We start from the raw sequence: 24,306 nt of genomic DNA, 5'->3' as shown, positions 1-24,306 counted from the left end.
CGTCCGCCGGGTTGACGCTCAGCCAGTCGTCTTCCGCCAAGACTGCCGGCTTTGCTAGCCTCGACCGCATGGATACCGCTTCGATGATCATGGGCGGCGCCATTGCGTCTGTCTTCTGGATTGCGATCTTCCCGACGTGGCGACGCCGCGCCGAGGCCAACGAGAAGGAGAAGTGACCCGGAGCCGAACCGCGGGTACCAGCCGCGCATAAGGTGAAGCGTCGCCGATAGGGTCTAACGGTGATCCGGCATCCGTGGAAGCGACTCGTCGCATGGCTCATCGACTGGGTGCTCGTGCTGGCCTGGGCCGGCATCACGGCCGCCGTCGGGGTTCCCCTCTACCTGAGCGGAGCGACAGCCGGTCTCGGCCCGATCGTGCTCAATGTCATCTCCGTGGTAGTGCTGGTCGCGCCCGTGACGGCTGCGCTGGCGGCCCTCGAATCGGGCAGGCGGCAGGCCACGATCGGCAAGCGCATGCAGCGCCTGGTCGTGACGGATGCCGCCACCGGCTCACGGCTCTCGTTCCCGCGCGCTCTCGGACGCAACGTGCTCAAGATCGCCCTGCCGTGGGCGGTGGGCCACGCAGCTGTGTTCGGCATGGTGGCCACCGCCGCAGCGGATGCGGCTCCGCCCTGGATCTGGGTGCTCACCGCCCTCGCATACGTGGTGCCCGTCGTCTATGTCGTGACCCTGTTCATGGGAGCGGGCGCGACACCGTACGACCGCGCCGCGCGATCGCACGTGGCTATCGGCGATGCCGCAGGCGGTCATCGCGACGGCCCCGCTTCGCGTCGTCTCGCCGAGACGGCACGCCTGCCTGCCCGGGGCCGCGCCGTAGAGTGACGGCATGAACGATGATGCTTCGGCGGCGGTGCGGCGCCGCTTCGACGAACGTGCGCCGGAGTACGACCAGAGCGAGATGCACCGCTCACTCGCTGACGCCGTTGCGGCCTTCGCCGATATTGCACACGTGGAATCGGTGCTCGATGTCGGCACGGGAACCGGCCTCGTGCTGCGCGCCATTCGCGCCTCCGGCGGCGAGCAGCGCATGGTCGGCGTCGACCTCTCGCCCGGCATGCTCGCCGTCGCCCGGGCAGCCCTCCCCCAGGCCGAATTCATCAAAGCGGATGCCGCGCACCTTCCGTTGGCAGACGCCTCGGTGGACCTGGTGACCTGCGTCACCGTCCTCCATCTGATCCCGGATGCCGCCACGGCGGTCGCAGAATGGGCGCGCGTGCTCCGGCCGGGCGGGCGGGCGATCACCGCCACCTTCGCGGAGGTCGACCGCTCACAACACGGCAACCGGCACGGGTCGGCGCCCTCGCCTCAGGCGCAGCACGACCGGTTCCGCACGCCGGAATTGATCGCCGCCCTCCTCGACGGGGCAGGCCTTGTGCGCCGCCGCCACGAGTTCTGGACACTCGGCGGTGACACCGTGCTCCTCGCCGAGTTCGAGAAGGCACCCGTTACTCAATAGCGTTTCTTGCCTTCCCACGAACACGCGCGTATCGTGATCAACGTAACGGTTGATAAACGGATGTGTTGACCATGAGCGAAGCCACAGACGATGACCGGCTCGACCGCGCGTTCACCGCGCTGGCCGACCCGGTTCGCCGTCGGATCATCGCCCGGCTCAGCCACGGACCGGCTACGGTGGGCGAGCTCTCCGAGCCGTTCGACATCACCCTGCAGGCGGTATCGAGGCACATCCAGGTCCTTGAGCAAGCGCGCCTGGTCACCCGCACCCGAGACGCCCAACGGCGCCCCGTGCACCTTGACGCCGCCCAGCTCGAGGCGCTGACAGCGTGGATCGACACCTACCGGCTGATCCACGAACAGCAATTCCGCCGTCTCGACGCCGTCCTCGCATCCGCTGGACCCGAGGCCGACGAGACGACGACACCGACCGCTTCGCCCGCAAGCGGCACATCCACATCCGATCCGAAGAAAGAGGCAGGACAATGACGAACTCCCTCACCATCACCGCACCAGAAGGGCTTCCCTTCATCGACATCGAGCGGGAATTCGACGCTCCGGTCGAGGCCGTGTTCTGGGCGCACAAAGACCCGGAACTCATCAAGCAATGGCTGGGGCCGCACGGCTACGAGATGGAGATCGACCACTACGACTTCACCAGCCAGGGCGGCTATCGCTACGTCCACCGCAACCCCGATGGCGAGGAGTTCGCCTTCAACGGAGTCTTCCACGTGGTGCGTGAGAACGAATTCGCCGTCCAGACCTTCGAGTTCGAGGGCTACCCGGATGTCGTGAGCATCGAGTCGGTCCGATTCGAGGACCTCGGGAACGGCCGCACGAGGCTCCGCGTGCACTCCGTGTACCCGTCACTCGAAGCGCGTGATGGCATGGTGGCGAGCGGCATGGAGAAGGGCGTGCGCGAGGGTTACGAACGACTCGAGAAGCTAGTCCTCAGCGAGCTGACGACGTCGCCGTGAGCCCGGCCATTGCCGGCAAGCGGAGACGCGAGTAGCGTCCAAGCCATCCAACAGTTTCGGCCTCGCCGGAACTGCATAGGAAAGGCGCGCGAAATGAATACGACCACCATCGTCATCATTGTCATCGTGATCATCGTCGTTCTCGTGGTCATCGGACTGCTCGTCTACTTCGGTCGCAAGCGCAAGCTCGAGGTCGACCGACGTCATTCGGTGGAGATGCGCGACCAGGCTCGCGAAGAACAGCTTGCGGCCCGTGAGCGGGAGGCGAAGGCGGCCCGAGCGGATGCCGACGCCAAGCAGGCCGAGGTCGACGCCGAGCGCCTTCGTGCGGAAGCCCGCGACCGGCAGAACGACGCGCAGGAGGTGCGAGCGAGTTCCGAAGAGAAGGTGCGTAAAGCCGACCAGCTCGACCCGGACGTGCACACGGGACGGCACGGCGACGCCGGATCCCATGACGACGCCGGCAATCCCACAGAGCCCCGTCGCTGATCCCGATCGCGGGCCAGTTCAGATCGGAGGGCTTCGATGAAGCTCGCCAGTTTGCACAAGGTCTCGCCGCGGACCGCGGGCAGTGTGACGGTGCTCACCGGCATCATTCTTGCCGTTGTCGCTGGCTTCCTTATCGCGCATCCCCCACTCAGCATTCCCGGAGCCGTGCTCCTCGTCGTGGGGACGATACTGCTCTGCGTCGGTGCAATCTGGCGGCTGAAGAGAACATGGTCAGACCCGTGGCCGCCCTATACGGCGCCTGATCGAAGGAAACAACTGCGCCGCTTGCGGATCCTGTTCGTGTTCAACTGCGTGTTCCTCCCGGTCCTGCTAGCCGGTGCCATCTACTCGGCAATCAACGGTCAGTGGTGGGAGGTGGCGTTCGGCTTGTTCATCGGGATCTCCCCCGCACTGAACATCTGGCTCTTCCCACGGCTCATCAGAAGCATTCAGAAGGGGCCCGATCCAGCACGCGGTACCTGAGGTGGCGACTCAAATGAGCCACTTCGCACGCACCTGCACGTCGGCATCCTCGTAGCCGAGATGCTCATAGAAGCCGAGCACTGAATCGTTGCCTGAGCGCACCATCAGCTGCACCTTCACGGCGCCGCGCTCGCGCAGCCACTGCTCAGCCGCCTCGAGCATCCGCTTGCCCAGGCCCGTCCCGCGACAACGGTCGGTCACCGCGAGGTAGTACACCCAGCCGCGGTGCCCGTCGTGACCGACCATGACGGTGGCGACGAGCCCTCTGTCGTCGAAGCCGCCGAGCACCGTCGACATCTCGCCCGACAGCGCCCGCTCGATGTCGCGTTCCGGCGGGTTCCATGGCCGACTCAGCCCCGCCTCGCGCCAGAGCTCGGCGGCGTTCGCTACGTCATCCGTGGTCAGGTCGGCGATGTTCACACTTCATTGAACCAGCGCGACACGGACTGCCACCACTGGCCCGCCAGCGGATGCCGCGAAGACAGGAAGCGATGTCGACAGGAGCCCAATCCGTCCTGCTTTGGCTGCACGTGCCCCGATTCGTCCTGTTCTCGCGACAGCGCCGTCAGGCGCGCCCCGCCTACGCTTCGAGAACGCGGTGCAGGAACTGCTGCGTGCGCGGATTGCTCGGCGCCGTGAAGATCTGCTCGGGCGCACCCTGCTCGACGATGACGCCGCTGTCCACGAACAGCACGCGGTCGGCGGTGTCGCGGGCGAACCCCATCTCGTGGGTGACGACCAGCATGGTCATGCCCTCCTGGGCCAGGTCGCGCATGACCTTCGTCACTTCGCCGACCAGCTCCGGGTCGAGCGCCGACGTGGCCTCGTCGAAGAGCATGATCTTGGGCGCCATGGCGAGCGCACGCGCGATGGCCACACGCTGCTGCTGGCCGCCGGACAGCTGCTGCGGGTAGTTCCCGGCCTTCTCGGCGAGACCCACCTTGGCCAGCGCCTCCATCGCGACCTTCTCGGCCTCGTCCTTGCTCATCCGCTTGACGCGTCGCAGTGCGAGGGTGACGTTCTTCAGCGCGGTCAGGTGCGGGAAGAGATTAAACTGCTGGAAGACCATGCCGACGTCGCGGTGCACATTGTGCGCCGCCTTCGGATCGTGCACGGCTGTGCCGTCGACCCAGATCTCGCCCGAGTCGATCGTCTCGAGGTTGTTGATGGTGCGCAGCAGCGTGCTCTTGCCCGAGCCACTCGCCCCGATGATGACGATGACCTCGCCCTTCTCGACCGAGAGGTCGATGCCCTTGAGCACCTCGACGTCACCGAAGCTCTTACGGACGTCTTTCACATCGACGATCATGCTTGTAGGGTCCTTTTTTCTAGGTGGCGTTCAATCAGGGACATCGGGTACGAGATCACGAAGTACAGTGCGGCGACCACGAGGAACACGGCGAACGGGCTGCCGATGCGGTCGATGATCCCCTGGCCCTGGCGAACCAGGTCGGCGTAGCCGATCACCGAGGCGAGCGCGGTGCCTTTCACCAGGCTGATGTACTGGCCCACCAGCGGAGGCCGCACGATCGTGACGGTCTGCGGCACGATCACGTCCCTGATCACGTGGAACCGCGACAGCCCGAGCGACCGCCCCGCCTCCTGCTGCCCATAGGGCACTGATTCGAAGCCGGCCCGGAAGATCTCCGAGACATAGGCCCCGTAGTACAGGGTCATCGCGATCACGATCGCAGCGAACACCGTGACGCCCGTGAAGTTCAGGTACGCCGACCCGAAATAGATGAAGAGGATCTGGATCAGCAGCGGCGTTCCCCGGAACAGCTCGAGGTAGCCACGCAGGATCGGACCCAGGATCGGGATGTGCGCCGTTCTGCCCAGCGCCACGATGAAACCGAGCACGGTGCTCGTGATGATGGTGACGACGGTCAGGATGACCGTGAACCAAAAGCCCAGGAGCAAGAGCTCGCGGCTCTCCCAAATTCCAGCCCAGCCCATGTCAACGACCCCCTGCCATGATTGTCAGCCGTTTCAGCAGGGTCTTGCCGTGTTGGCGCTCCTGCCGTAGTTGCAGCGGCGGGTGGAACATCCGGCGGCCCAGCCATGCGGCCGCGAACGACACCACGTTCGTGAGTATGAGGTAAAGCACCAGGGCGACGGCGAAGGCCACCAGGGTCTGGAAGGTCAGCGAGTTCACGACGAGCGCCGTTCCGGTGAGCTCGTTCAGCGCCACAGTGGACAAGAGGCTCGTGGCCAGGATGATCTGGATGAACTCGTTGATCACCGGCGGATACACGTAGCGTGCGGCCTGCGGGAAGACGACGTGGAAGAACGTGTCCGTGCGCCCCAGCCCGAGGGTGCGGGCCGCCTCGAACTGGCCGGAGGGCACCTTGGTGAGGCCGGCGCGGATGATCTCCGCCAGGTAGGCGCCGCCGTTGATGGCGAGCGCGATGACGCCGGCTTCGAAGGCCGGCAAGTGGATGCCGATCGACGGGAGCCCGAAGAAGATCAAGAAGATCTGCACCAGCGACGGGGTGTTGCGGATGACCTCGACGTAGACGGCGCCGATGACCTTCAGGGGCCAGATTCCCGACCGGCGGAAGACGGCGGTGATCACTCCCAGGACCAGTGCGGCGGCGAAGGACAGCAGCGAGGCTGTCGTCGTGATCCAGAGGCCCGACAGATAGTCGGGGAAGTAGGCTAGAACTTCCACGGCGCTCGTGACATTCGTTCGATTCCCAACGTTAGTCGGCTGAGTCGCTCAGCCGGTGAGTAGGGGGTGACGCCCGCTCGCGCAGGCGCCACCCACGTCCAGAGGTCCTACTTCTTGTCGAGGTTCTGGAACTGGAAGGTCGGATCTGCTTCGAAGTACTTGGTGAACGCGTCCGCAGCCTCGCCGCTGTCGACGAAGTCGTGCACGACCTTGTTCATCTCGTCGAGGAGCTCCGGGCGGTCCTTCTTCACGCCGATGCCGAAGTAGGACTTGTCACCGACGTCACCGTCGATGACCACCTTCAGGTTCGGGTCCTTCTTGACGGCCTGGGCGACGAGGTTCGATTCCTCGATCATTGCGTCGGCCTGGCCCTGCTGCAGCGCGAGCACCTCCTGCGCGTAGTTGTCGTACGGCTGCTGCTTGGCCTTGGGATTGGCCTCGTTGATGATCTGAACGCTGATGCCGCCCTTTGTCGAGGCGACGGTCCGGCCGGTCAGGTCCTCGAGGGTCTTGATGTCGCTGTCCTTGCGCACCACGAGGCTGCGGCCGGTCACCATGTAGGGGTCGGTGAAGTCGACCTCCTTCTGGCGCTCCGGCGTGATCGTGAAGGTGCAGACCACGGCGTCGGCCTTGCCGGTCTGGAGCTCGGGGATGCGGCTGGCGTTGTTGGTGTCGATGATGTTGAGCTTCACGCCCAGGTCGTCGGCGATCTTCTTGGCGATGGTCACGTCGAAACCGTCGGGGTCACCGTCGGACTTGATGAGGCCGTAGGGCGGCGAGGTGAGGCAGACGCCCACGTTGACCGTGCCGCGGTCCTTGATCTGCTGCACGACCGAATCCGAGGCGCCGGCTGATCCGGAGCCGCCGGAGTCGCCACCGGAAGCGGCGCAACCGGAGAGCGTGAGGCCGAGTACGGCCGCCCCGACTCCGATCGCGAGGCTGACACTGCGCCGATTGTTCTTGGTGCTCCGCACGGTATTTCTCCTTTGAAATTCGACACTCGGGCAACGGATGGAATCCGAACCCGCAAACGTGATTGGCTGTGACTACCTTGGTTGCAACGCCGTGACGGCGCCGTGTGTGAAGTTTAGACATCTGATGTCTGTCAAGTCAAACACCCCCAAACAACGGATGCTTCGGCCGCGGCGGGGCGGTCAAGTCGCGTCATCGACGAGCGGCGCGCCGCCGCCCTTATACACTCGGCACATGGCCGTCACCGACGAAGCGATCCTGAAAGTCAAGGACATGATCGTCTCCGGCGCACTCGCGCCCGGAGACCGGTTGCCCCCGGAGAAGGAGCTCAGCGAGTCACTGGGCTTGTCGCGCAGTTCCCTGCGTGAGGCGGTCAAGGCGCTCGAATTCATCCATGTGCTCGACGTGCGCCGCGGCGATGGCACCTACGTGACCAGTCTCGAACCGCAACTCCTGCTCGAGGCCATGACGTTTGTGGTGGACATCCATCAGGACAGCTCGATCCTGGAGCTGTTCGCGGTCCGCCGACTGCTGGAGCCGGCGGCTGCGGCCATGGCCGCGACGATCGCGACGCCGGAAGACATCGGGCAGCTGCGCGCCATCCTCGACGACGTCGACGAGCGCGCGTCGATCGAGAGCCTCGTCGCACACGACAAGTCGTTCCACCATTTCATCAACAACCTGCCGGGCAACGCCTACCTCTCCAGCCTGCTCGACGGCATCTCCAGCAACACCATGCGTGCCCGGGTCTGGCGCGGGTTCAGCGAGGAGCACACGGTGGAACGCACGCTCAGGGAGCACAAGGCGATCCTCGACGCCCTGGAACTCGGCGACGCCGAGCTCGCCCGCTCCGCCGCGATCATGCACATCAGCGGCGTGGAGCAGTGGCTCCGCAACGCCGCCGCGTAGCGCGGCATCCGCTGTCGGCCGAGCGCCGGTTGCGCTACGCCCGGAGCGACGACCATCCCGGCCCGGCCGGGTAGGTCCACTGTTCGACGGAGTCCGACAGGATCTCGGCGCCGATGCCCGGCGCGGTGGGCGCCTGGTAACGGCCGTGGCGAAGCCGCACCGGCGCCGCGAAATGCTCGTGCAGGTGGTCGACATACTCGATCATGCGCTTCTCCTGGGACCGGGAGATGACGGCGTAGTCGAAGAATGAGAAGTGCTGCACGAGCTCGCAGAGCCCGACGCCGCCCGCGTGCGGGCACACCGGTACGCCGAACTTCGCCGCCAGCAGCAGGTTGGCGATGTTCTCGTTCACTCCCGCGACGCGGGTCGCGTCGATCTGCATGACGTCGATGGCCTCGGCCTGCAGCAGTTGCTTGAAGACGATGCGGTTCTGCACCGCCTCGCCCGTGGCCACGGGAATCGGCGAGATCTCCCGGCGGATGCGGGCGTGGCCGAGGATGTCGTCGGGGCTCGTCGGCTCCTCCACCCACCACAGGTCGAACTCGCCGAGCGCGTTGATCCAGTCGGCCGCCTCGTCGACCTCCCAGCGCTGGTTCGCGTCGATGGCGATGCCGATCTCGCTCCCGACGGCTTCCCGCGCCAGCCGAAGCCGCCGCTGGTCGTCGGCGAGGTTGCCGGCCACCTTCAGCTTGATCATGCCGAAGCCGGCGTCGACGGCTTCCCGGGCCAGGCGCTGCATCTTCTCGTCGGTGTAGCCGAGCCATCCGGGGCCCGTCGTGTAGGCGGCATACCCGTTCGCTTCGAGTTCGGCGATGCGCTCGGCCTTGCCCTCCTGCCCGGCGCGCAGCATCTCAAGCGCGTCGTCCCGGGTGAGCGCGTCGTGCAGGTGGCTGAAGTCCACCACGTCGACCAGCTCTTCCGGGGAGCTGTCGGCGAGCAAGCGCCAGAGCGGCTTGCCGGCCCGCTTGGCCTTGATGTCCCACAGGGCGTTGATCACGGCACCGGCCGCCATGTGTGTGGCGCCCTTCTCCGGGCCGATCCAGCGGAACTGCGAGTCGTGCACGAGGGCGTGCGACACCTCGCCGAGGTTCGCCAGCATGTCCTCCACGTCACGGCCCGGCAGCAGCGCCGCAACCGACTCGATCGCGCTGCACACGACCTCGTTGCCGCGGCCGCCGGTGAACACGAGCGCGTACCCTCTCGGCCACGACGGGTCGTCCACCACGAGTTCGAGGTAGGCCGCCGAGTAATCGGGATCGACGTTGACGGCATCCGACCCGTCGAGCTGGAGCGAGGTCGGAAACCTCACGTCGGTTACGCGGGCGGCGCTGATTCGAGGCATAGGGTAAGTGAAACATCCGATGAATAAGCTGTCAACGGATGCGGCCGCAGTTAGACTGCCCGTCACGCGCCCGCCGCCGGCCGCTGGTGGCGCATCACTTTCGAGATCAGGAGACCCCCGTGCACATCATTCGCTACCGCCGACCCGACGGATCCACCGGCGTCGGAACCCGAGACGACGCAGGCAGCGTGTCGGAGCTGCCCGTCGCATCCGTTGCCGACCTGCTGCGCCTCTCACTGGCCGAACTGCGCGCCCTCGTCGAGGCGGGCGGCCCGGCCGCCGAGGTGGCGGAGGTGCTGCCTCCCGTCGACGGACGCACCGAGGTGTGGGCGAGCGGTGTCACCTACGAGCGGTCGCGGGAGGCGCGCGTCGAGGAATCCACCCAGAAGTCGGTGTACGAGCTCGTCTACGATGCCGAGCGCCCGGAGCTGTTCTTCAAGTCCCCGGCTTGGCGCGTGGTCACGACGGGCGAGAACGTGGCGATCCGCGCCGACTCGACGCTCAACGTGCCCGAGCCCGAGCTGGGCCTCGCCATCAACAGCAGCGGCGAGATCGTGGGCTACCTCGTCTGCAACGACATGTCGTCGCGCAGCATCGAGGGTGAGAACCCGCTCTACCTTCCCCAGGCCAAGTTCTACGCGGGCGCGTGCGCTGTCTCCGACGGCATCCGCCCGGCGTGGGAGGTCGATTCGGCCGACCTGCGGATCACGCTCACCGTGGAGCGCTCCGGCGAGAGAGTCTTCGAGGGCGAGACGTCCACCGCGCGCCTGCACCGTCCGTTGACCGACCTGGCGGCGTACCTCACGCTCGAGGAGAACTTCCCCGACGGCGCGCTGCTCTCGACGGGCACGGGCGTCGTGCCCGAGGTGTCGTTCACGCTCGCCGTCGGCGACGTCATCGTGATCGACGTCGAGTCGGTGGGACGCCTCAGCAACACGGTCGTCACCGGCAAGCAGCACTTCGCCTACCTGGGCGAGCGCTCCGAGGTCGTCCCGGCCTGACGCCGGGAGCTGCAACGACGAAGCCCGGGAACCGTGGATCCCGGGCTTCGTCGTACGGGCGGCGGCGGTTACGGCGCGACCGGCTCCAGCACGCGCGGGAAGGTGTACTCGGCGACCGAGGCCTCGAACATCTCGTAGCCGGCGCCTGGCTCTGTCGGCGGGAAGTAGCGCGCCGCGCGCACGTCGACGGGAATGGCGAAGTGCTCGTGCAGGTGGTCGACGTACTCGATCATGCGCCCCTCCATTGAGCCGGAGACGGCCACGTAGTCGAACATCGACAGGTGCTGCACGGCCTCGCAGAGTCCGACGCCGCCGGCGTGGGGGCAGACCCGCACCCCGAACTTCGCGGCCAGGAGCAGGATGGCGACGTTCTCGTTGACGCCGGCCACCCGGGTGGCGTCGATCTGCAGCACCTGCAGGGCATCCGCTTGCAGCATCTGCTTGAAGATGATGCGGCTCTGCACGTGCTCGCCGGTGGCGACCGGGATGGGCGCGACGCCCCGGGCGATCGCCGCGTGGCCGAGGATGTCGTCGGGGCTGGTCGGTTCTTCGATCCAGGCCACGTCGAAACGCTTCAGTTCTTTCATCCACGCAATCGCCTCGTCGACGCCCCAGCGCTGGTTGGCGTCCACGGCGATCTTGATGTCGGGTCCGCAGACCTCGCGGGCGATGCCCATGCGACGGATGTCGTCCTGCAGGTTCGCGCCGACCTTCAGCTTGATCTGCTGGTAACCGTGCTCGACCGCCTCCCGGCAGAGCCGGGCGAGCTTCGCGTCGTCGTAGCCGAGCCATCCGGGAGACGTCGTATAGGCGGGGTAACCCTCGCGCCGCAGCGTCGCGGTGCGCTCGTCACGCCCGGACACCGCGCCGCGGAGGATGTCGAGGGCCTCCTCCGGGTTGAGGGCGTCGGTGAGATAGCGGAAGTCGACGAGGGCGACGATCTCCTCCGGCGTCATTTCGGCCAGGAGGAGCCACAGCGGCTTGCCCTCGCGCTTGGCCTTGAGGTCCCACAGGGCATTGACGACCGCGCCGATCGCCATGTGCATGATGCCCTTCTCGGGGCCGAGCCAGCGCAGCTGGGAGTCGTAGACCAGCTCCCGCCAGGTGGCACCCATGTCGGCGAGGAGCTCTTCGACGTTGCGACCCAAGATGTACGGCGACAGCGCGGCGATGGCGTCGACCTCGATGTCGTTGCCGCGGCCGATCGTGAAGGCGAAGCCGTGGCCCTCGAGCCCGTCGTCGCTGTCGGTGCGGATGCGCAGGTACGCCGCCGAATAGTCGGGGTCGGGGTTCATGGCGTCGGAGCCGTCGAGCAGGACCGAGGTGGGGAAGCGGACGTCGCTGGTGTCGAACGCGGTGATGGTGCTCACGGATACTCCTTCTTGGGGCTGATAGCTCAAGAATAAACATCCGATGTATGCCGCGTCAAACCCCGGAAAGCGGGGATATGCAGCCCGAACAGCGGCGAAAACGGGGTAAGAGTTCCGATGTTACGTCGTAGCGCTCTTCGCGCATTAAGCCGACGACGAGTCGCGGCTCGCGGGGCGGCGGCGATGGTGGAGCGCGAAGCCGATGCCCGCGAGCAGGGCGGCGAGCGCCTCGGCGACGGCACTGAGCGACTTCTGGAAGAACCACACCGGTTCGTACATGGCGGGAATCGGCCCGATGGGCGGCACATCCACATACCGGTAGAGGATCACGGCGGCGAACGCGCTGAGCCCGACCAGGAAGGCCACCGCATACGCCCACCGGCTGCCTCGAATCAACACGTACAGCGCCGCGAGGAGTGCAACCACGGATTCGATGCGGAAGACGTTCCCGGCACCGATCCCGCCGGGGGCGGCGAGCTGGTAGTTCGAAGCGAGGCTCAGGTGCACGCCCGCGTCAACGGCAAGGGCCGCGGCGACCAGCACGCGCAGGAGAACATCCGTCGCCCGACGGCTGTCGGTCACTTCACGACCAGCACGCCGTGCATGTTCGCGTGGTATGTGCAATGGAACGGGTAGCTGCCCGGCTTCATCGGCGCGGTGAACGTGGCGGATCCGCCCCCTGGCACGGGCAGGTCGAACGCCTTGCCGTCGTCAGCCGTGATCGTGTGGCTGGTACCGTCGGCGTCCGTCACCATGATTGTGGCGCCGGGGGCGACGGTGGCTGGCACGTCATAGGCGAAGTTCTTGATGGTGATCATCGCCGGCTCGGCGGCGTCAGCGGATGCCGACGGCGTCGCTTCGTCAGACGATGGCGCGCTCGTGTCGGGTGCGGCGCTCGATGCGGCGGGAGTCTGCGCGGGTGCGGACATCGACGAGGAACTGTCGGTTGCGCATCCGGAAAGCGTGAAGAGCCCGATTGCGACTGCGACCCCTGCGAATGCGTGTGTGATCTTCATTTTCGTCCTCCGCTACTGGAGCAGGGCCATCAATCGACGGCTCAGAGACCGAGATGGTCTCCGCACGGCGGCGAGCATGCCGCCGCCGAACCACGTCTCTATCAAGGGTTCGACGCCGGTGCCGTTTTGGATTGGACGGGAGCGCACGGCCGTCACGGAGCCCAGAACTACGAAGCGGCGAACCGGGCCTCGGGTAGACACGCGACGCCCGCCATGACGCGCTCGCGCCCGAACGCCGCTCTCCTCTTCGACCTCGCGCACGGCCGCGACCGCCGGCTCCTCGCCCGGATCGATGATTCCGGTCACCGGGGTCCAGGCCCCGTTGTCGGCTCGGCGCACCTACAGGACCTCGTCATCGCGAACGACGACGGCGGTGACCCCGGTCAACCAGAGGCGCGCATTTCCCACCTTCTCCCGAAGGGCGAGAATGAAATCGGGCGTGGCCATGCGCCCATCGTAGCCAGCTAGGCGATGCCGCCGCCGTCGACCACGAGCGCAGAACCGGTCACGTAGCTCGAGTCGTCGCTCGCGAGCCACACCACGGCCGCGGCGATCTCCCGCGGCTCGCCCATGCGCTGCAGGGGGCGGTCGGCGGCCTCGGCGAGGAACGCGTTGGCGTCCTGCGAGAGCTGGCGGGCCTCGTCGCGCAGCATGCCCGTGTTGACGTCGCCGGGGTTGACCGAGTTCACCCGGATGCCCTGCGGCCCGTGGTCGATGGCGAGCGCGCGGGTCATGTTTACGACGGCGCCCTTCGACGCGCAGTACGAGATGGCCTTGCCTCCGCCCTTGAGCCCCCAGCCGGAGCCGGTGTTGATGATCGAGCCGCCGCCGTTGCCCGCCATGATCGGCACGACGTGCTTGCACATCAGGAAGATCGACTTCACGTTGACGCCGAAGACGCGGTCCCACTCCTCGGCGGTCGTCTCGACGGCCGTGGTGCGGCGGATGATGCCGGCGTTGTTGAAGACGACGTCGACGCCGCCGAACTCGGTGACGGTGGTGCCCAGGATGCGCTGGATTTCGTCTTCGTTCGACACGTCGGCCTCGATGGCGACGGCCGTTCCGCCGGCCTGGCGGATCTCGTCGACGACGGCCTGCGCGGCATCCGCTCGCAGGTCGACGACGGCGACCTTCGCGCCCTCGGCGGCGAAGGCCAGGGCCGTCGCGCGGCCGATCCCGCCGGCGCCGCCGGTGACGATGGCGTTCTTGTTCTCTAGACGCATGAGTGCGCTCCTTCGTGTTCTGGTGCGGTGACAGGGTAAGCGCTGGCGGTGGTGACACCCGTGGTGACGCGGATGTATCCGGCCAGGCGTTGGTCGAGGTCGGGGTCGCCGGTGTCGACGAGCAGGGGGCGGCCGCCGAGGTCGGTGAGCTTCTGCTCGGTGGCGACGACGAGCAGGGGGTCGGGGCCCAGCCGGCGGAGCACGGCGGCGGAGAGTTGCTGGTTGCCGCGGCCGAGCAGGAAGCCCTGGCCGCCGATGACGGTGACCACGGCCTTCGCCGGGGTGCCGGCATCCGCCGCGGTGTCGAGCAGCGCCAGCAGCTGCGCCTCGGAGGCGTCGGCGAGCACGAGAGCCCCGCCGCGGATCGCGTCGACGCCGAGGGGGGTCTTCGACACGCCGAGTTGGCGGCCGATCTCCATGGTGGTTCCGCCGGGGCCGAGGAGGTACAGGGTGTCGTCGTGCATCGCGGCGATCGCGCCCGCCGCGGCCGATCGCACCGCCGCCGCCTCGGACACCGGCGTCGCGCTCTTGCGCGACTGGGTGCGGCCGACCACGAACGGCACCGGCACGAGGGCGAACAGGTGCGGGTCGACGCGGCCGGCGCGGATCTGCTCCTCGTCGACGTCGAGCACCTCGCGGGGCTCGAGCGGCAGCTCGTCGCCCGCGAGCCACCGGGCGGCGAGCGCGCCCGCCGCCGAGGGACTGACGGCGAAGCAGCCGGAGTACATCTTCACGCCGGCGGGCACGCCGAGCACGGGCTGTTCCGACGGCACAGCGGATGCGACGTCGCGCGCCGTTCCGTCGCCCCCGACGAAGAGCAGCAGGTCGGCCCCCGCGGCGGCGATGGCCGCGGCGGCCGACGCGCTGTCGGCACCCGTGCTCCGCTCCCCGGCCGTGTACACGACGCGCGCCCGCAGCCCCGCCGCGCGCACGGCATCCGCCCCCATGCCGCCCGCGGCGGTGATGATCTCGGCGCCCGGGTGTGCGGCCGCGAGCACGCCGAGCGCCGAGCGGGCACGACCCTCCGCGCGCGGGGTCATGCCCCGCTCGCGCGCCGCGGTCTGCACGGCGTCGCCGTCGCTGCCCTTCAGCCCGGCCGGCCCGCCGACCCCGGCGACGGGGTTGACGACGAGGCCGATGGTACGCGTCATGGCTAGCTGAAGTACTTGCGCTGGTAGGCGCGCCAGGTGATCGCCCACCGCTCGGGGTCATCGAGGTCGTCGTGGTGCGTGTGGTGCACGGTCTGGTTGTGCGGGGCGGTGCGCACGACCTCGGGGGTCTCCCGCGCCTCGCGGGCGACCTCCGCCAGCACGGCGGCGTACTCGTCGAGTTCGGCCATGGAGTACGACTCGGTCGGCTCGAGCGTGAACGGCTGGGGCACCACATAGGGGTGGTGGCTGGTCCAGTAGTGCATGCCGAAATCGGAGGCGCGGATGCCGATCTCCTCCGAGCTGATGCCGGTCTCCTCGAACAGCTCCTGCCAGGAGTAGCGCACCTGCTCGATGCGGCGACGCCCGGTGGCGTACGGCGCGGAGGCGCCGGGGATCTCGAGGATCTTCTTCATCAGGTAGTTGTTGTTCAGCACCGCGGTCTCGGCGACGGCCTTGATGCCCTCGGCGCCGAGCGCCATGATCCACGCGTAGGCGCGCACCAGGTTCGGGGCGACGCCGTAGAACGGCGCGACCTTGCCGATCGACTGCGGCCGGTCGGAGTCGAGCGCGAACCGGTCTCCGTCGCGAACGATGACCGGTCCGGGCAGGAACGGGGCGAGCGCCTCCGACACCGCGTTGGCGCCGGAACCGGGTCCGCCGCAGCCGTGCGGCGTGCCGAACGTCTTGTGCAGGTTGAAGTGGCACACGTCGAAGCCGGCGTCGCGGGCGCGGGTGATGCCGAGGATGCCGTTGGCGTTGGCCTGGTCGTAGGAGGCGAGCGCCCCGACCGAGTGGGCCAGGTCGACCCACTCCTTGACGCGGGGGTTGAAGATGCCGGTGTCTTCGGGGTTGGTGATCATGATCGCCGCGGTGCGCGGTCCGATGACCGCCCGCAGCGCCTCAGCGTCGGGGTACCCGTCGGCATCCGGATAGAGGGTGATGACCTTGTACCCGGCGGCCTTGGCGGTCGCGGCGTTCGAGGGGTGGCTGAAGATCGTGGTGATGACCTCGTCGCGCTGCTCGCCCTCGCCGTTGGCCTCGTGGTACGCGCGGATCATGGCGATGTTGGTCCAGATCGCGGTCGAGCCGCCGCTGGTGTGCAGCGAGACGCTGTGCATGCCGGAGATCTCGGCGACGGCGCGCTCCAGGCTCCACATGATCTCGAGAATTCCCTGCACGTCGCCCTGGTCCTGCAGCGGGTGCAGCTCGGTGAGCTTCGGGGTGCTGATGAGCGTCTCGTTGACCTTGGGCGCGTACTTCATGGTGCAGGTGCCCTGGCCCACGTCGATGTTGAAGTCGGCGCCCAGGTTCTCCTGGCTGAGGCGCAGATAGTGCCGGAGCACGCGCATCTGCCCCATCTCGGGGAGCGCCGCCGGCTTCTCCCGGCGCATGCCTGCGGGCAGGTCGGCGACGACGTCGCCGACGGCCTCGCGCACGCCGGGCTCGGGCCGGGAGACGAGCACGCCGCGTTCGCCGGGCGTGGTCAGCTCGAAGATGACGGGTTCGTCCCAGCGGGCCTGGTGAAAACGGCGCAGGGCCGGCTTGGGTGCGATGGGGAGGCTCACGCGCTCTTCTCCTCTGTGTTGCTGGTGCTGGTGTCGGCGGTGTCGCTGGCCGCGACGACTGATGCGACGGCATCGGCCAGGCGGTCGATGTCGCCCTGGCCGGTCATCTCGGTGACCGCGACGAGCAGCTCGTACTCACCGACGGCGACGCCGGGTTCAATGCCCTGCGCACGCAGGGTGTCGACGACGGCGTGGGCGGTGACGGATGCTGCGCTGAAGTCCACGACGAACTCGCGCAGGTGCAGGGCCGTGTCGGTGAGCGCCACCCCGGGGATCGCGGACAGCTGGAGCTGGGCGTACCGGGTGCGGGCGAGGAGGGTCTCGCCGAGGTCGGCCATGCCCTGCGGGCCCATCAGCGCGAGATACACGCCCGCGGCGATGCCCCACAGGGCTGCGGCGGTGCCGACCCATTCCTTGCCGTCTTCACGGTGGGCGAAGCTCGTGCGGTCGTAGGCGACGTCGCCGAAGCCGACCTCGCCCGGGACATCCGTCGTGGCCAGCCCGAACAGGCGCGACGGCATCTCCATGACGAAGCGGGGGTCGTCGTGCACGGCGATGAAGCCGGCGTGCGCGCCGCCGAACCACTGGTGCAGGCCGAGCGACTGGATGTCGCCGCAGACGATGTCGGCGCCCTGGTCGGCGGGCGGGGTGAGCACGCCGTAGCCGACCGGGTCGGTGCCGACGACGAGCACGGCGCCCACGGCGTGGGCCGCGTCGGCGAGCTGCCGGATGGCCGTCTCGACGGCGCCCGAGTAGCTCGGGGTCTCCACCCAGATGGCGGCGGTCTGCTCGGTGGCGAGCGCGGCGACGGCTGCGACATCCGCTGTGCCGTTGACCGTGGGCACGACGGTGAGGTCGAGGTTGGTGCGCACGAAGTCGTGCACGCGGGAGAATTTGTCGGGCAGCACGTCGCTGGCGACGATGACGCCGCGGCGGCCCGACATGCGGCCGGCCATCGAGAGGGAGGTGGCCGTGGCCTGGAAGCCGTCGTAGGTGGGGACGTTCACGACGTCCATGTTGAGCAGCTCGGCCATGAGCGACTGGTACTGGAACAGCGCCTGGAAGCGGCCGTGGTCCTCGTACGGCTCACCCGCGTAGGCGGTGAGGAACTCGCTGCGGTTGATGACCTCATCGACGACGGCGGGCACATAGTGGTTGTAGGTGCCGGCGCCGAGGAAGCTCAGCCGTTCCCGGGTGGACACGTTGCGACCGAGCAGGCCGTCGACGTGGCGCACGAGGTCCTGCTCGGCGACGAACGGCGCCGGGAGGTCGAGCGGCCGGTCGAGCCGGAGGCCCTCGGGGATGTCGGCGTAGAACTCGTCGGTCGACGCGGCGCCGACGGCCGCGAGCATGGCCGCCTTCACATCGGGTGCCGTGTTCGGCAGGTACGGGTGGACGAACGGTTGTGTCATGTGGCTAGTTCCCGGTGGTGTCGGTTGTGGTTACGGTCAGAAGGCCAGCGGATGCCGTGGCCGGGTGGGCGAGCACGGCCACGCCCGAGGCGGGCAGCGTGAGCTCCCCGGTGATGTCGTCGCCGGTGAGAAGGTCGTGCGCTCCCTCCGGCGCCGCGACGGTCGCCGGCGCCGTGCCGTGGTTGAGCACGAAGGTGTAGTCGGTGGACCCGTCGCCGCGCGTGACCACCTCGATGTCGCGGTTCGGCGTCGCACGCACGGGAAGTGCGGCGGCGTCGAGGGCGCGGGCCAGGATCTCTTCGAGGCCCGCGTCATCGAGCGCGGCGCTCAGGTACCACGCGGCTCCCGCGCCGAGGGTGTTGCGCACGATCGCCGGGCGGCCATCGAGCACGCCGCCGGTGTAGGCCGCGACGACTTCGACGGTGGGGGCCGCGACGATCCACTCGCTCCAGATGCCGGTGGTCAGCTCCGTGCCGGGCTCGCTCGTGAGGCTGACCGCGGCGCCCTCGCCCTCCGGCAGCGGCCACCACTCGTCGACCTCGACGCCGAGCAGCTCGCGGAGCGGACCGGGTGCCCCGCCGGGGTGCACCTTCTCGGTCGGGTCGACGACGCCACTGAACGGGCCGACGACGAGCTGTCCACCGCGTTCGACGAACGCGGTGAGCGCGTCGCGCTGCTCGTCGGTTGCAATGTAGAGGTTCGGCACGACGACGAGGTCGTAGCCGTCGAAGGGGCCGGTGGCGCGCACGGCGTCGACGGTCTGGCCGAGCGCGAAGAGCGCGCCGTGCCAGGCGCGGGCCTGCGCCAGCCAGTTCAGCCGCTGCGACGGCAGCGAGTCGGGCGCTGTGCTGCCCCACCAGGAGTCCCAGTCGACGACGAGCGCGACGCGCGCCTTCACCCGGGTGCCGCGCACGGGCGCGATGCGCCGCAGCTCGGCGCCGAGGGCGGCCGTCTCCTGGAACGTGCGGCTGTCCTCGCCGCGGTGGCCGAGCATGGCGGAGTGGTATTTCTCCGGCCCGAAGCGGGCCTGCCGCCACTGGAAGAACATGGCCCCGTCGGAGCCGTGCGCGATCGCCTGGAAGCTGTCGAGGCGCATCCGCCCGGGCGCCTTGGGCACGTTGACGTCGCGCCAGCTGACGGCGCTCGGCGCCTGCTCGAGCAGCAGCCAGGGCTGCCCGGCCTTGAGTGAGCGCATCAGGCCGTAGTTCAGCGCCGCGGGCACGTGGGCACGGGGGTCGGCGGGGTCGGGGTACGCGTCGTCCGTTACCACGTCTTCGACGGCGGCGAAGTCCCAGTAGTCGAGCTCCTTGAATAGGCTCATGAAGTTGGTGGTGACCGCGATGTCGGGGGTGACCCTGCGCAGCACGTCGATCTCGGCCTGGAAGAGTTCGAGCAGCGCATCCGACGAGAAGCGCTCGAAGTCGAGCTGCTGGGTGGGGTTGATCGGCCCCATCGAGGTGCGCGGTGGCTCGACGTGCTCGAAGGTGAGGTAGTTCTGGCCCCAGCAGCTGGTGCCCCACGCCTCGTTGAGCCCGTCGATGCTGCCGTAGCGGTTCGCCAGCCAGGCACGGAAGTGAACAGCGGATGCCGGGCACCAGCAGCGGGGAACGTGGTCGCCGTACTCGTTGGAGATGTGCCACATGGCGAGCGCCGGGTGGTCGCCGTAGCGGGTGGCCATGGCCTCGGTGAGCTTCAGCGCGTGCTCGCGGAACACCGGGGAGCTCGGGCAGTAGGCCTGACGGGAGCCGAACTCGAGGCGCTGGCCGTGCACATCGTGCGGCAGGACCTCGGGGTGCTGCCGGATGAGCCACGCGGGCGGGGTGGCCGTGGCGGTGGCCAGGTCGATCCTGATCCCGTGTTCCCAGAGCAGGTCGATCACCCGGTCGAGCCAGCCGAAGTCGTAGCTGCCGGGGGTCTTCTCGATCAGCGGCCACGAGAAAACGGGGAGCGAGACCAGGTTGACGTCGGCCTGCTGCATGAGGCGCGCGTCCTCGGCCCACACCGATTCCGGCCACTGGTCGGGGTTGTAGTCACCGCCGTAGGCGAGGGCGTCGAGCCGGATGGGGCGCGGCGAGGTGCTCGTCATGTGTCGTCCCTTTCGAAAGCGGCGATGCCGGCGGTTGTCATCCAGAATTTGAACATTGTATTCTGTATACAACAACTGTAGAACGGATGTGTGGCCCGGTCAACCCATAAACTGATCGGCACACGGAGCCTGGGAGGGCGCATGGCAATCGAACGGAAGACTCTTCGCTCGCAAGTGAGGGAAGAGCTGCTCGCGCGCATGCGCTCCGGCGAGGCGCACCCGGGTGAGAGCATCAACGAGATGCAACTGGCGGCCGAGCTCGGAGTGAGCCGCACGCCGCTTCGCGAGGCGCTCATCGGCCTCGAGAGCGAGGGCCAGATCACCAGCGAGAACGGCAAGGGCTTTCGCTTCGTCAAGCTGTCGGCCAACGAGTTCGAGGAGCTCGGCCCGGTGATGGCGGCCCTCGAGGGGCTCGCGATCGAGCTCTCGCCGCCGGAGACCATGCGGGAGCTCGGCACGAAGCTCGCCGTGCTCGCCGAGGAATTCAACCAGAACCTCGCCGAGCACTCCCTCATCGCGCAGCGCGACGACGAGTGGCACGAGTTGATGCTGAGCGCCTGCACCAACTCCCGCCTGCTCGACCTCATTGGCAACATGCGCGAGCTCTTCCACCGGTACGAGTCGCTCCTCGTGCCCGACGAGGTCATGATCGAACGGGTCGCCACCGAGCACGGCCACATCGCCGAGGCGCTGATCGACGGCGACATTGCGGCGGCCAAGGAAGCGCTGAAGGACAACTGGATCAACGGGGTCCGTCGCATCCGGCAGAACGCCAGCCTCTCCTACCTCGCCTCCTGACCGGCTCACCGCTCATCCCTTGACGGCGCCTCCCAGGAGGCCGGCGATGAACTGCCGCTGGAAGACGAGGAACAGGATCAAGAGCGGCAGCGTCGCGATCAGCGATCCGAGCATGAGTCCGGAGTAGTCCACCCGCGACAGCCCGATCATGGTGTTCAGGGCCACCGGCACGGTGTACTTGTCCTCGGTGTTCAGCATCAACAGCGGCCAGATGAACGCGTTCCACTGCGTCATGAAGGTGTAGATGACGAGCGCGGCGATCTGCGGCCTGGCCACCGGCAGCACGATACGGTAGAACGTGCGGAACTCGTTCGCCCCGTCGATGCGCGCCGATTCGATGAGCGAGTCGGGGAAGTCGAGGAACGACTGCCGCATCAGGAAGATGCCGAAGGCGCTGGCCACGAAGGGCAGGATGACGGCCTGGTAGCTGTCGATCCAGCCGAGGCTCGCCATCATCTGGAACAGCGGCACGAGCAGCACCTGCATGGGGATCATCATGGTGACGAGGATGAGCCCCAGCACCACGCCACGGCCGCGGAAGCGGAATTTCGCGAGCCCGTAGCCGGCCATCATGCTCACGGCCGAGCTGAAAACGGTATAGACGACGGCGAGGCCGAGGCTGTTGACCATCACGCGGCCGAAGTTCGTCTCCGCCTGCAGCCGGGCCAGGTTCTCCAGCAGTTCGCCGCCGGGAAGCACCGGCAGCGGTGTGCCGAACAGGTCGGAGGTCTGGTGCGTGGAGGCGATGATCATCCAGAGGAACGGGATCAGGCTGACGACCGACCCGGCCACGAGCACCAGGTAGACGGGCAGGTGACGGATGCCGCGGAGCAGGCGGGGCGCCAGGCTCGCGCCGGGTGCGTCATCCGTTGGCCAGGCCGGGCCAGGCGCCGCCGAGTTCTCGCTCGGCGCCGGGCGCGTGGCGACGGTGTGGGTCACAATTTCTCCCTCGTGAGACGGAACTGGACGAAGGCGATCAGGGCGGTGAGTGCCACAAGCAGCCAGGCGATCGCCGAGGCGTAGCCGAAGTCGAACTGCCGGAAGCCGACCTTGTAGAGGTAGAGCACCGGGGTGAGGGTGGCGTCGCTCGGGCCGCCGCCGGTGAGGATGAAGTTCTCGTCGAAGAGCTGCAGCGCACCGATCGTGGACGTGATGCCCGTGAACAGCAGCACCGGGCGCAGCTGCGGGATGACGATCCTGGAGAAGATCGTCCAGCGGCCGGCGCCGTCCATGCGGGCGGCCTCGTAGAGTTCTGCGGGAATGGCCTGGAGCCCGGCCAGGATGATGACCATGTTGTAGCCGGTCCAGCGCCAGGTGATCGACGCGATGAGCGCCACGCGCGCCCAGGTCTCGTGGTTCAGCCAGTCGACGGGGGCGATGCCGACGAGACCGATGAGCTGGTTGACGGCGCCGCCATCCGTTGCCAGCATCACCCGGAACACGACCGAGTACGCGACCAGCGTGGTGACGGCGGGCAGGAAGTGCAGCACCCGGAAGCCGCCCTTGAACTTCAGCCAGCCCTGGTTGAGCAGGTAGGCCAGGCCCACGGCGAGGGCCATCATGAGCGGCACCTGGACCACGAGCAGGATGCCGGCGTTGAACAGGCTCGTGCCGATCAGCGGGTCGGCGAACAGGCGGGCGTACTGGTCGAGGCCGACGAACCGCGTGACGCCGCCGCTCGTCGCGGTGAGGCTCTGCCAGAACGAGGCGACCAGCGGGTACGCGAAGAAGATCGCGAACAGCACGATGGCGGGAAGGGCGAAGTACACCCCCGGGCGCTGGATCCTGCGACCCAGCGGCCGGGGGCGACGACGCCCGGATGCCCCGGCCCGCAGACGCAGGCGGACTTCCGAGACGGACATGCTATTCGGCGATCGCGCGACCGGTGGCGGTGGCGATCTGCTTGGCCGCGTCGTCGAGCGCCTTCTTCGGGTCGTCGCCGCCTACGACGGATGCGACGACCGCGTTGGCGACGATGTCCAGCGCCTTCGCGTTGTCTGTCGTGAACGTGATCGAGGGGATGTTCGCCGTCTCGGCGGCGAACAGCTCGTACACCTTCTGGCCGCCGAAGTACGGGTCGGCCTGCTGGAAGTAGTCGCTCTTCAGGGCGGGCAGGTACGACGGGAAGAGGCCCTCATTCTTCATAAGCGAGACCTGGTTGTCGGCGTCGGCGAGGGCGTAGCCGATGAACGAGGCAGCCAGCTGGGGGTTCTTCGCCTGGGTCGGGATGGCGAGGTTGGAGCCGCCGTTGTTCGACGTGCGGGCGCCATCGTCGAACGCGGGGAGCGGGACCACGCCGAACTTCCCGGCCAGTTCCGGCATCTCGCCGGTCAGGGTGCCGATCCACCACACCGCTTCGGGGTGCACGGCGGAGTCGCCGTCTTTGGTGGCCGTGACGCGGCCGTCCCAGCCCTTGACGTTCTTGATCAGGCCCTTGTCGTTCATTTCCTTGAGGAGCGTCAGCGCGTGAACGGCCTCCGGTGAGTTCACGGTGATGTCACCGTTGTCGTCGAAGAGACCCTGGCCCTGCTGCTGGAGCATCATCGCGAACGTCGAGCCGCTCGAGACGTCGATGGACATGAGGGTGTGCCCGGTGGCCTGCTTGATCTTCTCGCCGGCGGCGACGAGGTCGTCCCAGGTGCCGAGCGATGCCGGGTCAACGCCGGCCGCGGCCAGGTAGTCGGACCGGTAGAACAGCCCCACGGTGCCCGAGTCCCACGGCGCGACCATGAGCTTGCCGTCGGCGTTGGAGCCGGCCGACCACTTCGAGGGGTCGAAGTCCGCCTTCTTGTCGCCGAGCACCGGGGTGAGGTCGGTGAGGCCCTGGGGGAACTCCGAGATGTAGCCGGGCGCCCGGTCGGTCTCGATCGTCACGACATCCGGCAGGCCGCTGCCTGCCTGCAACCCGACGGAGAGCTTGTCGTACGCGTTGTCGTAGCCGACGTCGACGACCTTCACGGTGGTGCCGGGGTGGCTCTTCTCGTACTCGACGCCGAGCCGCTTGAGGCCCGCCGCAGCGGTGTCCCACGACCAGACGGTGATCTCGCCGGAGACCTTCGCGTCTGGGTCGAGGGCCGTCGGCGACGTGCCGGTGCCCGCGCCCCCGGCCGCACAGCCGGAGAGCAGCGCTACGGCCGCGACGGTTGCCGTGGGAAGGAGGAACGTGGAGAGCTTCATTGCAACCTCTTCTTTGGGGTGTTCAGAATACTGTATACAGTACGCGAGTGACGGAACCTCGTCAAGCAGAATCGCGCACGGAGCAGCGTCCCGCTCCCCCGAGTCCCACGCCCCGTCGTCGCGCGCCCCCGTCGTCGCGCGCCCCCGTCGTCGCGCGCCCCCGTCGTCGCGCGCCCCCGTCGTCGCGCG

26 protein-coding genes and 1 pseudogene are annotated in these 24,306 nt (G+C 68.0%); 9 read left to right on the top strand and 18 right to left on the bottom strand.

The window, feature by feature from the left end; all coding sequences use genetic code 11:
* The first annotated feature begins 239 nt into the window (after positions 1-239).
* The 6 genes from EEJ31_RS00135 to EEJ31_RS00110 all read left to right on the top strand — a co-directional run bounded on the left by EEJ31_RS00135 (position 240) and on the right by EEJ31_RS00110 (position 3,424).
* Positions 240-842 (top strand): RDD family protein, encoded by a 603-nt coding sequence (locus EEJ31_RS00135; RefSeq protein ID WP_123044265.1) that lies wholly within the window; start codon positions 240-242, stop codon positions 840-842.
* A gap of 4 nt (positions 843-846) precedes the next feature.
* Positions 847-1,476, top strand: a complete 630-nt coding sequence (locus EEJ31_RS00130; RefSeq protein ID WP_123044264.1) for a class I SAM-dependent methyltransferase — start codon at positions 847-849, stop codon at positions 1,474-1,476.
* Between the two features lie 71 nt (positions 1,477-1,547).
* Positions 1,548-1,964, top strand: coding sequence for an ArsR/SmtB family transcription factor (locus EEJ31_RS00125; protein ID WP_123044263.1), 417 nt, complete (start codon positions 1,548-1,550; stop codon positions 1,962-1,964).
* Complete coding sequence (locus tag EEJ31_RS00120) at positions 1,961-2,452, top strand: SRPBCC family protein (protein ID WP_123044262.1); 492 nt, start codon at positions 1,961-1,963, stop codon at positions 2,450-2,452. The genes EEJ31_RS00125 and EEJ31_RS00120 overlap by 4 nt, the downstream gene beginning before the upstream one ends.
* A 93-nt stretch (positions 2,453-2,545) precedes the next feature.
* Entirely contained in the window at positions 2,546-2,941 is a 396-nt protein-coding gene (locus EEJ31_RS00115; protein WP_123044261.1) for a hypothetical protein, read from the top strand.
* Between the two features lie 36 nt (positions 2,942-2,977).
* Positions 2,978-3,424, top strand: coding sequence for a hypothetical protein (locus EEJ31_RS00110; protein WP_123044260.1), 447 nt, complete (start codon positions 2,978-2,980; stop codon positions 3,422-3,424).
* Between the two features lie 9 nt (positions 3,425-3,433).
* On the opposite strand, the gene EEJ31_RS00105 is transcribed toward EEJ31_RS00110, so the two are convergent.
* The 5 genes from EEJ31_RS00105 to EEJ31_RS00085 all read right to left on the bottom strand — a co-directional run bounded on the left by EEJ31_RS00105 (position 3,434) and on the right by EEJ31_RS00085 (position 7,069).
* The gene (locus EEJ31_RS00105) at positions 3,434-3,844 is read right to left on the bottom strand and encodes a GNAT family acetyltransferase (RefSeq protein ID WP_123044259.1); all 411 of its coding nucleotides are present in this window, start codon (positions 3,842-3,844) and stop codon (positions 3,434-3,436) included.
* A 160-nt stretch (positions 3,845-4,004) separates the two neighbouring features.
* Positions 4,005-4,733 (bottom strand): amino acid ABC transporter ATP-binding protein, encoded by a 729-nt coding sequence (locus tag EEJ31_RS00100; protein ID WP_123044258.1) that lies wholly within the window; start codon positions 4,731-4,733, stop codon positions 4,005-4,007.
* The gene (locus EEJ31_RS00095) at positions 4,730-5,380 is read right to left on the bottom strand and encodes an amino acid ABC transporter permease (RefSeq protein WP_123044257.1); all 651 of its coding nucleotides are present in this window, start codon (positions 5,378-5,380) and stop codon (positions 4,730-4,732) included. The genes EEJ31_RS00100 and EEJ31_RS00095 overlap by 4 nt, the downstream gene beginning before the upstream one ends.
* Position 5,381: 1 nt before the next feature.
* Entirely contained in the window at positions 5,382-6,095 is a 714-nt protein-coding gene (locus tag EEJ31_RS00090; RefSeq protein WP_123044256.1) for an amino acid ABC transporter permease, read from the bottom strand.
* Between the two features lie 107 nt (positions 6,096-6,202).
* The gene (locus tag EEJ31_RS00085) at positions 6,203-7,069 is read right to left on the bottom strand and encodes a transporter substrate-binding domain-containing protein (protein ID WP_158603863.1); all 867 of its coding nucleotides are present in this window, start codon (positions 7,067-7,069) and stop codon (positions 6,203-6,205) included.
* Positions 7,070-7,301: 232 nt separating this feature from the next.
* On the opposite strand from EEJ31_RS00085, the gene EEJ31_RS00080 reads away from it, so the two are divergent.
* Entirely contained in the window at positions 7,302-7,976 is a 675-nt protein-coding gene (locus EEJ31_RS00080) for a FadR/GntR family transcriptional regulator (protein WP_123044254.1), read from the top strand.
* 34 nt (positions 7,977-8,010) lie between these two features.
* Here the strand turns inward: EEJ31_RS00080 and EEJ31_RS00075 are convergent, their stop codons facing one another.
* Positions 8,011-9,318 carry an enolase C-terminal domain-like protein gene (locus EEJ31_RS00075; RefSeq protein ID WP_123044253.1) on the bottom strand — a complete coding sequence of 436 codons (1,308 nt, stop codon included), beginning with the start codon at positions 9,316-9,318 and terminating at the stop codon, positions 8,011-8,013.
* 119 nt (positions 9,319-9,437) lie between these two features.
* On the opposite strand from EEJ31_RS00075, the gene EEJ31_RS00070 reads away from it, so the two are divergent.
* Positions 9,438-10,319: a fumarylacetoacetate hydrolase family protein gene (locus EEJ31_RS00070; RefSeq protein WP_199727224.1), complete on the top strand. Its 882-nt coding sequence runs from the start codon at positions 9,438-9,440 to the stop codon at positions 10,317-10,319.
* 68 nt (positions 10,320-10,387) lie between these two features.
* On the opposite strand, the gene EEJ31_RS00065 is transcribed toward EEJ31_RS00070, so the two are convergent.
* From EEJ31_RS00065 to EEJ31_RS00025, 9 genes and pseudogenes are all read right to left on the bottom strand, one after another.
* Positions 10,388-11,689 (bottom strand): L-fuconate dehydratase, encoded by a 1,302-nt coding sequence (locus EEJ31_RS00065; RefSeq protein WP_123044251.1) that lies wholly within the window; start codon positions 11,687-11,689, stop codon positions 10,388-10,390.
* A 144-nt stretch (positions 11,690-11,833) separates the two neighbouring features.
* Entirely contained in the window at positions 11,834-12,271 is a 438-nt protein-coding gene (locus EEJ31_RS00060) for a hypothetical protein (protein WP_123044250.1), read from the bottom strand.
* Positions 12,268-12,618: a cupredoxin domain-containing protein gene (locus tag EEJ31_RS00055; protein ID WP_123044480.1), complete on the bottom strand. Its 351-nt coding sequence runs from the start codon at positions 12,616-12,618 to the stop codon at positions 12,268-12,270. Before EEJ31_RS00055 ends, EEJ31_RS00060 begins: the two co-directional genes overlap by 4 nt.
* A 306-nt stretch (positions 12,619-12,924) precedes the next feature.
* Positions 12,925-13,152, bottom strand: a pseudogene (locus EEJ31_RS14040) (NUDIX domain-containing protein); the annotation flags it as partial.
* Between the two features lie 17 nt (positions 13,153-13,169).
* On the bottom strand, positions 13,170-13,928 hold the full coding sequence (locus EEJ31_RS00045) for an SDR family NAD(P)-dependent oxidoreductase (RefSeq protein ID WP_123044249.1): 759 nt from the start codon (positions 13,926-13,928) through the stop codon (positions 13,170-13,172).
* A complete protein-coding gene (locus EEJ31_RS00040; protein ID WP_123044248.1) occupies positions 13,919-15,079 on the bottom strand; it encodes an ATP-NAD kinase family protein in 1,161 nt (386 codons plus the stop codon). Before EEJ31_RS00040 ends, EEJ31_RS00045 begins: the two co-directional genes overlap by 10 nt.
* 2 nt (positions 15,080-15,081) lie before the next feature.
* Positions 15,082-16,644 carry an aminomethyl-transferring glycine dehydrogenase subunit GcvPB gene (gcvPB, locus tag EEJ31_RS00035; RefSeq protein ID WP_123044247.1) on the bottom strand — a complete coding sequence of 521 codons (1,563 nt, stop codon included), beginning with the start codon at positions 16,642-16,644 and terminating at the stop codon, positions 15,082-15,084.
* A complete protein-coding gene (gene gcvPA, locus EEJ31_RS00030) occupies positions 16,641-18,056 on the bottom strand; it encodes an aminomethyl-transferring glycine dehydrogenase subunit GcvPA (protein ID WP_123044246.1) in 1,416 nt (471 codons plus the stop codon). Before gcvPA ends, gcvPB begins: the two co-directional genes overlap by 4 nt.
* Positions 18,057-18,060: 4 nt before the next feature.
* Positions 18,061-20,142 (bottom strand): beta-galactosidase, encoded by a 2,082-nt coding sequence (locus tag EEJ31_RS00025; protein ID WP_123044245.1) that lies wholly within the window; start codon positions 20,140-20,142, stop codon positions 18,061-18,063.
* Positions 20,143-20,283: 141 nt separating this feature from the next.
* On the opposite strand from EEJ31_RS00025, the gene EEJ31_RS00020 reads away from it, so the two are divergent.
* Positions 20,284-20,940, top strand: coding sequence for a GntR family transcriptional regulator (locus tag EEJ31_RS00020; RefSeq protein WP_123044244.1), 657 nt, complete (start codon positions 20,284-20,286; stop codon positions 20,938-20,940).
* Between the two features lie 12 nt (positions 20,941-20,952).
* On the opposite strand, the gene EEJ31_RS00015 is transcribed toward EEJ31_RS00020, so the two are convergent.
* Genes EEJ31_RS00015 through EEJ31_RS00005 form a run of 3 tightly spaced genes read right to left on the bottom strand, consistent with a single transcriptional unit; the run spans position 20,953 to position 24,117 of the window.
* A complete protein-coding gene (locus EEJ31_RS00015; RefSeq protein WP_233563637.1) occupies positions 20,953-21,879 on the bottom strand; it encodes a carbohydrate ABC transporter permease in 927 nt (308 codons plus the stop codon).
* Positions 21,876-22,802: a carbohydrate ABC transporter permease gene (locus EEJ31_RS00010; protein WP_123044243.1), complete on the bottom strand. Its 927-nt coding sequence runs from the start codon at positions 22,800-22,802 to the stop codon at positions 21,876-21,878. Before EEJ31_RS00010 ends, EEJ31_RS00015 begins: the two co-directional genes overlap by 4 nt.
* A gap of 1 nt (position 22,803) precedes the next feature.
* A complete protein-coding gene (locus EEJ31_RS00005) occupies positions 22,804-24,117 on the bottom strand; it encodes an ABC transporter substrate-binding protein (RefSeq protein ID WP_123044242.1) in 1,314 nt (437 codons plus the stop codon).
* Positions 24,118-24,306: the final 189 nt, after the last annotated feature.

Source organism: Cryobacterium tepidiphilum, from assembly GCF_003716325.1.
Taxonomy (GTDB): Bacteria; Actinomycetota; Actinomycetes; order Actinomycetales; family Microbacteriaceae; genus Cryobacterium; species Cryobacterium tepidiphilum.
Note: the sequence above shows the minus strand (reverse complement) of the source record. Positions and strands in the feature narration are given on the sequence as shown.